The organism is Salinivibrio sp. PR932 (genome assembly GCF_001996125.1).
In the GTDB taxonomy this organism is placed as follows: domain Bacteria; phylum Pseudomonadota; class Gammaproteobacteria; order Enterobacterales; family Vibrionaceae; genus Salinivibrio; species Salinivibrio proteolyticus.
On record NZ_MUFM01000007.1, the window covers coordinates 116,867 to 130,578 of the forward strand.

The 13,712-nt window shown below is 47.4% G+C and carries 13 protein-coding genes; 8 read left to right on the top strand and 5 right to left on the bottom strand.

The features are described from left to right. Window positions 1–64 precede the first annotated feature (64 nt). The 6 genes from thrS (at window position 65) to BZG84_RS05415 (ending at window position 4,483) form a co-directional block, all read left to right on the top strand. Window positions 65–1,993: a threonine--tRNA ligase gene (gene thrS / locus BZG84_RS05390; RefSeq protein WP_069587636.1), complete on the top strand. Its 1,929-nt coding sequence runs from the start codon at window positions 65–67 to the stop codon at window positions 1,991–1,993. A gap of 3 nt (window positions 1,994–1,996) precedes the next feature. Beyond that, complete coding sequence (gene infC, locus BZG84_RS05395) at window positions 1,997–2,542, top strand: translation initiation factor IF-3 (RefSeq protein WP_069587637.1); 546 nt, start codon at window positions 1,997–1,999, stop codon at window positions 2,540–2,542. 95 nt (window positions 2,543–2,637) lie between these two features. Continuing rightward, window positions 2,638–2,832 carry a 50S ribosomal protein L35 gene (gene rpmI / locus BZG84_RS05400; RefSeq protein WP_069587638.1) on the top strand — a complete coding sequence of 65 codons (195 nt, stop codon included), beginning with the start codon at window positions 2,638–2,640 and terminating at the stop codon, window positions 2,830–2,832. A gap of 38 nt (window positions 2,833–2,870) precedes the next feature. Next, on the top strand, window positions 2,871–3,224 hold the full coding sequence (rplT, locus tag BZG84_RS05405) for a 50S ribosomal protein L20 (RefSeq protein ID WP_069587639.1): 354 nt from the start codon (window positions 2,871–2,873) through the stop codon (window positions 3,222–3,224). 168 nt (window positions 3,225–3,392) lie between these two features. After that, window positions 3,393–3,683, top strand: coding sequence for a hypothetical protein (locus tag BZG84_RS05410; RefSeq protein ID WP_077479802.1), 291 nt, complete (start codon window positions 3,393–3,395; stop codon window positions 3,681–3,683). After that, window positions 3,680–4,483 carry a PhzF family phenazine biosynthesis protein gene (locus tag BZG84_RS05415; RefSeq protein WP_077479803.1) on the top strand — a complete coding sequence of 268 codons (804 nt, stop codon included), beginning with the start codon at window positions 3,680–3,682 and terminating at the stop codon, window positions 4,481–4,483. Before BZG84_RS05410 ends, BZG84_RS05415 begins: the two co-directional genes overlap by 4 nt. 4 nt (window positions 4,484–4,487) lie before the next feature. On the opposite strand, the gene BZG84_RS05420 is transcribed toward BZG84_RS05415, so the two are convergent. Genes BZG84_RS05420 through BZG84_RS05430 form a run of 3 tightly spaced genes read right to left on the bottom strand, consistent with a single transcriptional unit; the run spans window position 4,488 to window position 7,878 of the window. Continuing rightward, window positions 4,488–5,735, bottom strand: coding sequence for an ABC transporter substrate-binding protein (locus BZG84_RS05420; protein ID WP_077479804.1), 1,248 nt, complete (start codon window positions 5,733–5,735; stop codon window positions 4,488–4,490). After that, the gene (locus BZG84_RS05425) at window positions 5,732–7,174 is read right to left on the bottom strand and encodes an ATP-binding protein (RefSeq protein ID WP_077479805.1); all 1,443 of its coding nucleotides are present in this window, start codon (window positions 7,172–7,174) and stop codon (window positions 5,732–5,734) included. Before BZG84_RS05425 ends, BZG84_RS05420 begins: the two co-directional genes overlap by 4 nt. Beyond that, window positions 7,174–7,878, bottom strand: coding sequence for a response regulator transcription factor (locus BZG84_RS05430; RefSeq protein WP_077479806.1), 705 nt, complete (start codon window positions 7,876–7,878; stop codon window positions 7,174–7,176). The genes BZG84_RS05425 and BZG84_RS05430 overlap by 1 nt, the downstream gene beginning before the upstream one ends. Window positions 7,879–8,078: 200 nt before the next feature. On the opposite strand from BZG84_RS05430, the gene ptsG reads away from it, so the two are divergent. After that, window positions 8,079–9,515: a glucose-specific PTS transporter subunit IIBC gene (gene ptsG / locus BZG84_RS05435; RefSeq protein ID WP_077479807.1), complete on the top strand. Its 1,437-nt coding sequence runs from the start codon at window positions 8,079–8,081 to the stop codon at window positions 9,513–9,515. Window positions 9,516–9,570: 55 nt separating this feature from the next. Here ptsG and BZG84_RS05440 read toward each other — a convergent pair whose 3' ends face one another. Next, window positions 9,571–10,959 (bottom strand): peptide MFS transporter, encoded by a 1,389-nt coding sequence (locus BZG84_RS05440; protein ID WP_069587649.1) that lies wholly within the window; start codon window positions 10,957–10,959, stop codon window positions 9,571–9,573. A gap of 354 nt (window positions 10,960–11,313) precedes the next feature. After that, a complete protein-coding gene (locus BZG84_RS05445) occupies window positions 11,314–12,342 on the bottom strand; it encodes a lipoate--protein ligase (protein WP_077479808.1) in 1,029 nt (342 codons plus the stop codon). Between the two features lie 373 nt (window positions 12,343–12,715). Between BZG84_RS05445 and pheS the strand changes: the two genes are divergently transcribed. Beyond that, the gene (gene pheS, locus BZG84_RS05450; RefSeq protein WP_077479809.1) at window positions 12,716–13,699 is read left to right on the top strand and encodes a phenylalanine--tRNA ligase subunit alpha; all 984 of its coding nucleotides are present in this window, start codon (window positions 12,716–12,718) and stop codon (window positions 13,697–13,699) included. Window positions 13,700–13,712 lie beyond the last annotated feature (13 nt).

The window sequence follows — 13,712 nt, forward strand, 5'->3', positions numbered from 1 at the left end:
TCAAACCGTGAAATACATTCATGTGCCACTTGGTGTGTGGCACCACTGAGAAGGATTGTTATCAATGCCTGTAATTACCCTCCCTGACGGCAGTCAGCGTGCTTTTGACCACCCCGTTTCTACTTTTGATGTTGCCAGTGATATTGGCCCAGGCCTTGCCAAAGCGTGTATTGCCGGTCGTGTTGATGGCGTGCGTGTTGACGCGTGCGACCTTATTGAAACTGACGCACAGCTAGAAATCATTACCGCGAAAGATGAAGACGGTTTAGAAATTATCCGTCACTCATGTGCTCACTTGTTAGGTCACGCAATTAAGCAGCTTTTCCCAGAAACCAAAATGGCGATTGGTCCAACCATCGACAATGGTTTTTATTACGATATCGATCTTGAGCGGTCGTTAACTCAAGACGATCTCGATGCGATTGAAAAACGCATGAAAGAGCTGGCGAAAACCAAATATCAAGTCGTTAAGAAAAACGTCAGCTGGCAAGAAGCTCGCGATACGTTTGAAGCGCGCGGTGAGTCATACAAGATGGAAATCTTGGATGAGAATGTATCACGCGACGACCGTCCGGGCTTGTACCACCACGAAGAATACATTGATATGTGTCGTGGCCCACACGTGCCGAATATGAGCTTCTGTCAGAATTTCAAAATTTTGAACGTAGCGGGCGCGTACTGGCGTGGTAACAGCGACAACAAAATGCTGCAGCGTATTTACGGCACAGCATTTGCGGATAAAAAGCAACTTAAAGCACACCTAGTGCGTCTCGAAGAAGCCGCGAAGCGCGATCACCGTAAACTGGGTAAGCAACTTGACCTGTACCATATGCAGCAAGAAGCGCCCGGGATGGTATTCTGGCATCACAATGGCTGGACGATCTTCCGTGAGCTTGAGCAATTTATTCGCGACAAACTGACTGAGTATGATTATCAGGAAGTTAAAGGCCCATTAATTATGGACCGTATCTTGTGGGAGCGTTCTGGTCACTGGGACAAGTATGCTGACTACATGTTTACCACTAACTCTGAAAACCGTGAATATGCACTTAAGCCGATGAACTGCCCAGGTCACGTGCAGATCTTTAACCAAGGCTTGAAGTCATATCGCGATCTGCCATTGCGTATGGCGGAATTTGGTAGCTGCCACCGAAATGAGCCATCAGGTGCACTGCACGGTCTCATGCGTGTGCGTGGCTTTACCCAAGACGATGCCCACATCTTCTGTACGCCTGAGCAGGTTCAGCAAGAGGTAAGTGCGTGTATCGAAATGGTTTACGATACCTACAAAACATTTGGCTTTGAGAACATTGAAGTCAAACTGTCTACACGTCCTGAAATGCGTGTTGGCTCAGAAGAAATGTGGGATCGTGCCGAAGAGGCGTTAAACCAAGCACTGACTTCAATGGATATTCCATTTGAAGTTCAAGAAGGTGAGGGCGCGTTCTATGGTCCGAAAATTGAGTTTACTTTGCATGACTGCCTCGATCGCGCTTGGCAGTGTGGTACGGTGCAACTCGATTTTGCCTTACCAGAGCGTCTGAGTGCCACCTATGTTGGCGAAGATAACGAACGCCATACGCCAGTGATGATCCACCGCGCTATCTTGGGCTCATTGGAACGTTTCATCGGTATTCTTATCGAAGAATACGCAGGACACTTCCCTGCATGGCTCGCACCACAGCAAGCGGTTGTGATGAATATCACGGATAACCAAGCTGATTATGTGCAAGAGATTGCGAAAAAACTGCAAAAAGCTGGATTTAGAGCATCTGCGGACTTGAGAAACGAGAAGATTGGCTTTAAAATCCGCGAACACACTCTGAAGCGTGTTCCGTATATGCTGGTTTGTGGTGACCAAGAAATGGAAGCTGGTGAAATCGCAGTACGGACCCGTAAAGGTAAAGATTTGGGTAAATTCAAGATTGACGATTTCTTAGCTCAATTGAAGCAAGAAGTGCAAGATCGAACACTCAATATTGTGGAGGAATAAGGTATTAAAGGCGCAAGAAAAGCCCCGGCAAAGAAGAACGCTCATCGTCTAAACAACGAAATTCGTGGTGTCAAAGAAGTTCGATTGTCTGATGACAGCGGCGAACAACTCGGTATCGTACCCTTTGATGAAGCGCTTGCGAAAGCGGAAGCTGAAAGCTTAGATTTGGTCGAGATCAGTCCGAACGCTGAGCCGCCGGTTTGTCGTATTATGGATTACGGCAAATTCCTTTACGAGAAGAGTAAAGCTGCGAAAGAGCAGAAGAAAAAACAAAAGACTATTCAGGTTAAGGAAGTTAAATTCCGTCCTGGTACAGATGTAGGCGACTATCAGGTAAAACTACGCAACCTGGTTCGCTTCATTGAAGAGGGTAACAAGGTCAAGGTTACTATCCGATTCCGTGGTCGCGAAATGGCGCACCAAAGCATCGGTGTTGACGTGCTGAACCGCTTGAAAGAAGACACTGCTGAAATCGCTTCAGTAGAAAGCTTCCCTTCACGCATCGAAGGCCGTCAAATGATCATGGTTCTTGCCCCTAAGAAGAAGTAATTTTGGCTTCCAAGTAACGATCGGCTGCGCCGAAAGGTGCGGCCGTTTTGTTCGCCAAATTGCTATGTTATTAACACAATGCGGAGTTATTCATCATGTCTAAGATGAAATCCAACAAAGGTGCTGCTAAGCGTTTCAAGAAAACTGCTGGTGGCTTCAAGTACAAGCGCGCAACCAAACGTCACATCCTGACTAAGCGTACTACTAAGAACAAGCGTCAGCTGCGTCCAAACGCGATCCTACCAGCGTGCGAAACCGCGCAAGTAGCTCGCATGCTGCCATACGCATAAGTTTTTAGTTTTAGTTTATTTAGTTTAGGAGAGACACAATGGCTCGCGTAAAACGTGGTGTACAAGCTCGTGCACGTCACAAGAGTGTAATGAAGCAAGCGAAAGGCTACTATGGTGCGCGTTCACGCGTATACCGCGTAGCTTTTCAGGCGGTAACGAAAGCTGGTCAATATGCTTACCGTGACCGTCGCCAGAAGAAACGCCAATTCCGTCAACTGTGGATCGCACGTATCAACGCTGCGGCTCGCCAAAACGGTATGTCATACAGCCGTCTGATTAACGGTCTTAAAAAGGCATCTATCGAAATCGATCGTAAGATCCTTGCCGATATCGCGGTATATGACAAAGCAGCATTCTCTGTGCTGGTAGAAAAAGCGAAAGCTTCACTGTAATTTTTACAGTAAAGAATTGCTGAGAAAGGAGAGCTTCGGCTCTCCTTTTTTGTTACCTCTGCGTGTCTAGATAATTGAGCTTTGTGCGTATAAAAATGTGCTCTAGCACTTCCTTCCAATTCCTATCATCATGATATAGTGCTTAAAAAGTGAAACAAAGGACACACGATGAACCAATACGTCTTTTTTTGTCAGCCTAACAACTGTGACCAGTTTACTTACTTGATCAAGGAATTCCCCAGCTATCTTGCTGAAAAAGAAGCATTGTTAGAGCAGGGATTGATCATCGAAGGAGATGTGATTGTTGCTGATTGTGCGGAGACTGCGATTGAAAAATTCCGCCAGATTAATCTCAATGCAATCGAGGATTACATTCAACACGATCCTATCGTTGGCTTTACGACCTTTATCATGGAAATGTATCATTCGCTGCGTCGCCGGCTTGGAATGAAATCATGATTGTGGATATCTATCAGGTTGATGCCTTTAGCGCGTCATTGTTTCATGGAAACCCGGCAGGGGTGTGCATCTCGGCGTCCATGTTGGATGAAGCTACCATGTTGGCTATTGCCGAGGAAATGGCGGTATCTGAAACCGCATTTCTTGCCTTAGATACCATGTCCTTACGCTGGTTTACACCGACAGTAGAAGTCGCACTCTGCGGTCATGGCACACTCGCCATAGCACATGTTTTGGCTGAGCGTGGTGACGTCAAAATAGGTGACAATGTCACTTTTTATACGCAGTCTGGACCTCTTGAGGTGACGGTAAAACGCGAGGGGATAGCGATGGCATTTCCTGTTCCTGAGCTTGCAGAAGTAACGCCAACCCCATCGCGGCTAGAAGCTTTAGGTCTACATGGCTCTATTATCCGCGCGAGTTATTGCTTTGGTGAAAAAGAGCTATTGGTAATTGATTCTGAAGACGATGTAAAAGCGCTGTCTCCGGATTTTGCGGCGCTAAATACGCAGCCTGGACGTGGTGTGGTGGTGACTGCGGCAAGCTCTGATAACACGATCGATATTGTCTCTCGCTACTTCGCCCCTTGGGTGGGGGTGAACGAAGACCCAGTGACAGGATCCGCACATTGTGCGCTGGCAGCTTATTGGTCTCAAGCACTGAGTAAAAAGCAGCTTATCGGTTATCAAGCATCCGCACGCGGTGGGTATATCAAGATGACGCTTAGCGAAGACCATGTGTTGCTACAAGGCCAAGCAGTAACCGTATTTAGCGGAAAGCTGGATTTAAGTAAGAAGTAGTCATTTATTTTCCTCGCGGTATATTTTCAAGGTGCAGAATAAATTCCTCTGGCCCAATACTTTCATCATTAAAATACCGATAGATCTCACTGGTTGTTGCTTTTTGAACGATAGGGCTTACAGCCATTGAATCAACCGTGCTAGGGAGCAAGCGGCCGTTTTGTTCTGCTTGCTCCATATCATGATGAGCTTGGCGAGAGCACGGGTTGAACCGGCTTAGGTCGATATCTTTACGAGCGGGCAGTGCTCCTTTTACTTGATTAAAAGCAGTAAGAAATGCTTTGGATGATAAGGCGCGAGCGAGCGTATTAGCCGTTTTTCTATTACTGCGTGCGCTATTAAAGAGCGCGAAGCTGTCCATATTGTAGATAAACCCTGTGTGCTTGGCGGGGGCTTGATAGCAGCCGATTACTTCTGGAGCCGCTACATGTTTGGCCAATAGCTCTCCCAGTACCCAATCGCCAGAAAACTGAAATGCGTGTTTTCCTTCAATCAGCAACTGAGTCGCTTCATCCCAGCGTATGTGAGACATCGTTGGCTGGATGAGGCGGCTAATCTCTCGGAACAAACTTAAAATCTCAAATGTGGTTGCGCTCCGCAGTGTATGTTCATCCATATCCATAAATGCACGTCGATAATAATCCGCACCTCCGTAGCCAAAAGCAAGGTTTTCAAACAGTAAGGCGATTTGCCATTGATCATTGCCGATGGCTAGCGGTTGCACATTATGACGCTTTAAGGTTTTAAATGTATCGATTAGTGCTTCCCAGTTGTCAGGTGGCGATAGGCTGTATTGACGAAGCACGTCATGATTCACCCACATCCAATTTAATCGATGAATAGTCACTGGCGTTGCCACAAATCTCCCTTCAAATTGATTGACCGCGCGCGCAATAGGATAGAGCTGCGAGCGCCAATGCTCTTGATTGGCTAACTGTTCTAGATCGTAAAGAAAACCCAGCGCTGCCCATGACTGGATCGCGGGCCCCTCAAGCTGAGCGATGGTTGGCGGTGTGCCCGCAATTGCGCGAGCTTGCAAAATAGACATTGCCGTATCCCCACCGCCTCCTTGAATTGCCTGTTGTTCGACGTGAACGTTAGCCTCCTCAAGCGCCTGTTTAGCGATGTTGGCAGCGCGGACTTCGCCTGCTGATGTCCACCAATGCAGAAATTCAACAGATGCTACGGTGGACTGTGCTGCGTTAATGGGGAAAGCGATTGTGAATAAAAGGGTAAGCAAGTATTTTTTCATAGTTCACACGCCAACTGAATGGTGACAATAAGCCCTTTTTGAGGGTGATTTTGTACATAGAGATCACCGCCATGGCTGCGAGCAATACTGCGTGAAATGGTTAGACCGAGCCCTGAACCAGGGTGTGTCGTTGCATCAACGCGAAAATACGGCTCAAAGACTTTTTCTTGCCACTTTTTATCTAATCCTGGACCAAAGTCGCGAACCTGAATAACAACCTTGTCATGATCGTCGTAAAGACCAACCTCAGCGGAGCCACCATATTTAATCGCATTGTCGATGACGTTATAAAGACATCGTTTAATCGCGAGGGGCTTCCCTAGGAATCGGCTTTCAACCGGTAGAGAAAGCTGAACCTTATGTTTACTTCGGTTGTAGTACGCCGCGCATTGTTCAAGCGTGTCGACCAAATTAATCCATTCAACGTCCTCATGGATGTCAGTTTCACGAATACACTGCAAAGCACCTTTTAACAGCACATCAAATTCAGTTAACACGGTCTCAAATTTTTGCCGCTCTGCATCATCTTCCAACATTTCCGTGCGTAATTTCAGGCATGCTAATGGCGTCTTTAAATCGTGTGATATGGCCCCGAATAGCATTTCACGGTCGCGGATATAGGCGCGTATACGTCGCTGCATTTTATTAAACGCTCGCACAGCAGCACGTGTTTCTTTACTACCTTCTTCTTTTACTTCTTCGACATATAGCTGTCCGCTCATTAGCGTAGCGGCTTTAGCCAGTCGCCGAATTGGACGAATTTCTAATCGCAACAACCAGACCGTACAAAAGACAAGGAGTAACGAAGATATCCCCAAAAAGACCAGCTGTTTTTGGTCAATAAACTGTGGAGATAAGGTAGAGAAGGGGACAGGTAGTGTCGCCGCGAGATAAAACCATTCGCTTTGTGACATTTGAATCTGTACCACAACGATAGGTAAATCCAGATCGCCTAAGGCTAAACTGTAGTCGGCCCAGATAGCAGGCAATGCCTCAAGCTTAATACCTGAGTTAAACACTTTGAGATCTTGGCGTCGGCTTAAGGCAACATCAATGTCTTGTGCGTGGCGTACTGATTTAGACAATCGCGTTGATGCCTGCTCTAAAATCATGGCGGTACGCGCAGTTTGTGTGGGTAAGCCAACATCTAATTTGCGTTGGTTGATGGAAATAAAGAATCGTGTACCGCCCATTTCTCTAATTTGGTTCAAGATGAGGTAGCGATAACTGACGGGAAGCGCCTCAAAGTAATTGTAAGTATCGGCAACGTTACTGGTTAGGCTTTGTACCGTTTTCTGTAGGCTCTCTTGCTCCTTTTGCGCACTGGTTTGGAACCAAATTAACCCTGCGATCAATTGGGCGATAACAATCACGATCAATAAGGTCGCGCCAATACGAAAGCGAATGGAGGTGAACAACGATAGCGCAAGCGTACGCATCAATGCACCTCTGTTGCGATGACATCAGTGGCGAGCATGTAACCTTTATTTCTTACCGTTAGAATCAGCGAACGCTCGTCGTCGTGAAGGTGCTTACGTAATCGGCTGATTTGCACATCAATCCCGCGTTCAAATGGCTCTGCATCTCGCCCCCAAATGCAGCGAGCAATATCATCTCGACTCAAAAGCTGATTGGGTTTTTCTAGCATTAAGCTGATCAGGTTAAAATCGGCGCCAGACAATTGTTTACACTCACCGTGAGGGCTAACTAATTGACGCTTCAGCAGGTCACACGTCCATCCGGCGAAAGTGACTTTATGGCCGACACCGGATGATTGGGTCATACGTGTACGCCGCAATAAGGCTTTAATGCGTGCCAGTAGCTCACGTGGGCTAAAGGTTTTTGTCATGTAATCATCGGCGCCCACTTCAAGCCCTGCAACACGATCAGCTTCATCTGTCACGGCCGTGAGCATGATGATGGGGACGTTAGAGTGTTTGCGAATTTGGCTACATAGCGTTAGCCCATCATCGCCCGGCAGCATAATATCGAGAATGATGAGGTCCGGTGCGTGCGTTTGATAGTGCGCCCACATTTGCTCACCGTCACTGGCAGTAAGAACATGAAACTCAGCACGCCCTAGGTAATCGGTAAGTGCATCTCTAAGCGATTGATTGTCATCCACAACGAGGATGGTTTTCATCTTGCACGTTCCTGTGTTTTTCACCAATGCCTTGTGTATACCTCAATTAAAACGAGATCACTATTGGCGCAAGCTGATATTGCCACACCGGTAGGCCTTGGTATGTAACAGCCTGCTTACAAACTCATAGGTTTTTGTAACCTTAGGGGAGACGCTTTTCTTTATCGTGTGTATGTCTCTACATAAAAAAGGAACATCACATGTTTAGTCACGCGTTTGGATTACTACAACGGATAGGGCGCTCTTTGATGCTGCCTGTGGCCGTATTACCTGTTGCTGGTCTATTACTCGGTATCGGTTCTGCTAACTTCGCATGGATACCGGATAGTGTCTCTGAAATCATGGCCATGTCAGGCGATGCCGTATTTAGCAATTTGGCACTTATCTTTGCGATTGGTGTCGCTCTGGGCCTATCAGATAACGATGGCGCGGCTGCGCTGGCGGCAACGGTTGGCTTTGCCATTATGACCGCGACCTTAGGGGTTATGGCTAACATCCACGGCATTGAGCCTGCGATGATCATCGGGATCCCTAGCCTTAATACTGGGGTGTTCGGCGGGATTATGATCGGGGCTGTGGCAGCCTATTTGTTTAATCGCTTTCATAACATCCAACTTCCTGAGTACTTGGGCTTCTTTGCCGGAAAGCGCTTTGTCCCTATCGTTACGGGTATTGCTGCAATATTCCTCGGTATTGGGCTCAGCTATATCTGGCCTCCTATCGGCGGCGCAATCAAGAGTTTTTCGCACTGGGCGGCTTATCAAAGCCCAACCACCGCTTTTGGTATTTACGGGTTTGTTGAGCGCTCTTTGATCCCTTTTGGCTTGCACCACATTTGGAACGTGCCTTTCTTCTTTGAAGTGGGGGAATATGTCGACCCTGAAAGCGGCAAAGTGATCACCGGTGAAATTCAGCGCTACCTTGCCGGTGACCCTACTGCCGGCAATCTAGCCGGAGGCTATTTGTACTCGATGTGGGCGTTACCGGCGGTGGGATTAGCTATTTATCACTCAGCTCGCCCTGACAAACGCGCACTGGTTGGCGGGATTATGGCTTCGGCAGCGTTAACATCATGGCTGACGGGTATTACCGAACCGATGGAGTTTTCTTTCCTATTTGTCGCACCAGTGTTGTATGCCATGCATTGTGTCTTAACGGGGATCGGTTTTGCACTCGTCACAACGTTAGATATCCACCATAGTGTCACCTTCGCACATGGCGCAATTGACTTCCTGATCTATTACCCACTGTCGACTAATGCTTGGCTTTTCGCACTGATTGGCCCGCTCTGGGCGTTAATGTATTACAGCTTGTTTAGATTAACGATCAGTAAGCTTAATTTACTGACACCAGGCCGCGAAACAGCTGAAACCGAGGTGAGTCAACTTTCGGAAATCGGTTCAGAGCTGGCACATCAATTGGTCAGTGCGCTTGGAGGAAAGGAAAACATTAAAAATGTGGATGCCTGTATCACACGACTGCGAGTCAGCCTGAATGATATCCAGCATGCTGATATCGCCGCAATTAAGCAGCTCGGCGCCAAAGAGGTACTGGTTGTTGGTGGCAACCTTCAAGCCATATTTGGTACACAATCAGACAGTATTAAATCTGAAATAAAAGCGGTGCTTGTTGGGTAAGTGACCATTAAAAAAGAGGCCAAATGGCCTCTTTTTCAGTAGTGAAGTGGGTGTATTACGCCACTTGTACTTGTTGTTGTTCGATTTCTTCACTTGGTGTAGCACCAGATTCAGCACCGTGCATCCAACGAATTAGCGTGCCGGATAGCGCCAATAAGATCACACCGGAAATCGCTGCTGTTGCTGCAATACCACCGAAGATGGCCATGGCACCGTAATCGCCCACATGTGAGCCAATAATACCTGCTACATAGTTAGCGACTGCATTAAAGCCAAACCATGCACCCATCATTAGCGAGGCCAAACGTAGTGGTGCAAGCTTGGTGACTAGCGATAAGCCGATTGGAGAGAGACAAAGCTCGCCCATGGTATGGAAGAAGAACGCGCCCACCAGCCAGAACATAGAGGTTTTAACCGCCGTGTCGCCACCTTGTTCTAAAACGGCGCCAATCATGAACACAAATCCTAACGCGAGCATAAATAGCGCCATTGCGAACTTCACGGGTGAACTTGGCTCTTTACTGCCCAAGCGAACCCATAGTGATGCGACAATTGGGGCAAACACAATGATGAAGAATGGATTAAGCGATTGGAACCAAGCCGCAGGGATCTCAAAACTACCCACCATACGATCTGTGTATTGTTGGGTATAGATATTCATCAGTCCGCCTGCTTGCTCGAAGCCAGCCCAGAAAATGATCACGAACAAGCCCATCAATAAAATCACTTTGAGGCGATCGATTTCTTTTTTCGTCAGTGGGGCATTGGTGGTCGACTTATTGGCGTCTCGCGCTTGTTGTGCGGCGGGTACTTTACCGATTTCGCCCAGCCATGAGTTCGCCATGGTAAGCTGGATTGCCAAACTGATTAGCATGCCAACGCCTGCCGCGAAGAAACCGTATTGCCAACCGTAAGCACTTGTTACTGTACCAGAGACAAAACCGGCGAGCAGTGAACCAATATTGATCCCCATATAGAAGATGGTAAAGGCACCATCTCTACGGTGATCGCCTTCGTTATACAGGTCGCCAACCATGGTTGAAATATTGGGCTTTAACAGGCCACAACCAGTGATCAGTAAGGCGAGGCCAGCATATAAGGTATGCACGATATCCAAGCCATATTGGTGAGCGGGAAATGCAAGGGTGAATTGACCGATGGCCATTAAGGCACCACCGAACACCACCGCACGTCGCTGACCAATATAGTTGTCGGCAAACCATCCACCAATTAATGGCGTGATGTAGACCAAGCCTGTGTAGTAGCCATAAAGCTCAAGTGCATCTTTGGTTGACCAGCCTAAGCCACCGTTGATGGTTTGATCGGTCAAATAAAGGACGAGGATAGCGCGCATCGCGTAGTACGAAAAGCGCTCCCAAAGCTCAGTGCCAAAAAGCAAAAATAGCCCACGAGGGTGGCCGAGTATATTCTTTTGGTTTTCCATAACTATCTAATTATTCACTTAAAGTTTTTGTTGGGTCTGCATTTCATCATTTGGCGTGCAGTACGTCGCCAAGGGGGAAGGTTGTGGTTAGGTGAGCTCCTTAAGTGTAATTTGTAACAAAATATTTAAATCTAGAGTAATGGTTTTTTACCAAAATTAAAATCTATTAATCAATCTCTTTATGAGTCATTTGATTAACTTTCGAGCAGGTAAATGAAATATTGTGTTTTGATGGTTTCAAAAAAGGCTGCCACCATCATAGTTGGTGTAGCAGCCTCTTAAATCTTTGAGTGGGATCAAAAGAAGGGTGTTTATGTGATATGTGTCACTATGGCGAGTGCGTTTGGGGAGAAATTAGACAATGGCGCTACGTAGCCACAGTGCAATATCTTCGTACATAGTTTGGTGGCTCTGATCGGCATCAGCCCAGCTCATCACAAAGTGATAAAGCTTTTCGTGGTGATACGCTTGCCCCACCATTTGATTGGCCAGTAACTCTAACGGACCGGGCGTCAGGCTATCGGTAAACAGTTTACAGTCCACAATCTCACCGTGTTTGACGTCCAAGTGTAATTCAACGCCACCCCAATCAAATCGCTCGTCAAAGGTGTGCATAAATTGCGGACTTTGGCCAAAGTTCCATTCCCAACTGCATTGCTTCTCGTAGATAGCATCAAACCCTTCGACGTCGGGTTTTGCTTGGGGAGAAATGTATTCAATCTCAGTGTGCTGACCAAAGTGCGCGAAGAATGCTTGCTTGATGGCGTCACAGACCTTTTCGTGATCCACCGATGGCACAAACTCCGCAATGTTAGCGACGCGAGCGCGGACTGACGTGATGCCTTTGGCTTGCAGTTTTTTGGGGTCGGGGTTGAGGTAATCACCCAATCGAGATAGATCGGCGTTAATCAACAATGTGCCATGATGAAAACCACGATCTTTGGCTTCTTTATACGCAGAGCCAGAAATTTTACGTTGTCCTTCAGGGGTGTCCATAACCAAATCGTTGCGTCCACTGGCGGAGGCATTCACGCCAAGCGACTTGAGCGCATCAAGGACGATTTGCGTAGAAATGGATTTATCATAGCCGGGTTTGCCTGCCATGAAGGTGAAATTGGTATTGCCGAGATCATGAAACACTGCGCCACCGCCACTTTGACGACGCGCTAAGACTACCTTGTCCTCTTCCATCTTTCGCGTATTACATTCGCGCCAAGGATTCTGACCGCGTCCAATGACCACCGTATTGTCATTGCGCCACAAGAACAGCACATTTTGTTGGGCCGACATGGTGCGAAATATGGTGTCTTCCACGGCAAGATTGAACCAAGGGTGAGTGGACGTGGATACAAAAACGCGCAGCGGCAGAGAGTTAGGGTTCATGCAAGGCTCCAATCAGTCAAAAAGCTGGGCAGTAGAATAACAAACTCACTGAGGCGAGCGGGAACAAATAGCAATAAAAATCATCACCGAGCGTCGCTAAGACTGACAACTCTGCTTAAAGAGCAGACAAATTTACTTTTTCTCCGCAAATCAGTGTGGAAAAATCCAACAAAAGCGGTTTAGGGTTTGGCATTAGCCGTGGCATTAATTAGTATGTAAGGTCATTTTTATTACCCGTTCTCTCAGTTAATTGGCATGGTAGTGCAAATCGGCGCTCTGTCAGTTTGCTCAGACAATTGGTAAACCACGATTTCCAACTGGTATGCCACTTCTTTAATCTGGTTGGACAGCCCCACGGGTCGACGAGGAAACAATGCAACAATTAGAAGAAATTCTTGCTAGCGCAACAGCGGCGATCGCCAGTGCCGCATCCGTTGCTGCACTGGATGAGGTCCGGGTGAAATTCCTGGGTAAGAAAGGTGAGTTAACTGCGCAATTACAAGCTTTAGGTAAATTGCCTCCGGAAGAGCGTCGTGAAGCAGGTCAAACGATCAACCAAGCGAAGCAAACCGTACAACAAGCGATTGCTGAGCGTAAAAATGCACTTGAGCGCGCCGAGTTGGAAGCGAAGCTTGCGGCTGAAACCATTGATGTCAGCTTGCCGGGCCGTCGTATTGAAAACGGTGGTATTCACCCTGTAACGCGTACTATTGAGCGTATCGAACAGTTTTTTGGTGAGTTAGGCTTTTCTGTTGCCGCTGGCCCAGAAGTCGAAGACGGCTTCCATAACTTTGATGCGTTGAACATTGCTGCGGACCATCCGGCACGCACAGACCATGATACTTTCTTCTTCAACCCTGATCTGATGTTGCGAACCCATACCTCGGGTGTACAAATTCGTACTATGGAAGCGGGTAAGCCACCGTTCCGCATTATCGCGCCGGGCCGTGTTTATCGAAATGATTACGACCAAACCCATACCCCCATGTTCCACCAAGTGGAAGGTTTATTGGTTGATAAAGACATTAACTTCGCTGACCTGAAAGGCGTGTTAAATGACTTTTTGCGTAACTTCTTTGAAGAAGATTTAGAAGTGCGTTTCCGTCCGTCTTACTTCCCGTTTACTGAGCCGTCAGCAGAAGTGGATGTGCGCCGTAAAGGTGGCAAGTGGCTTGAGATTTTAGGCTGTGGCATGGTTCACCCGAATGTCCTACGCGCGGTAAACATCGACCCAGAAACGTACCAAGGTTTTGCCTTCGGTATCGGGGTAGAGCGCTTGACCATGTTGCGTTATGGCGTGAATGACCTTCGTGCGTTCTTCGAGAACGATCTGCGCTTTTTGAAACAATTTAAGTAATCAGTGGGGCAAG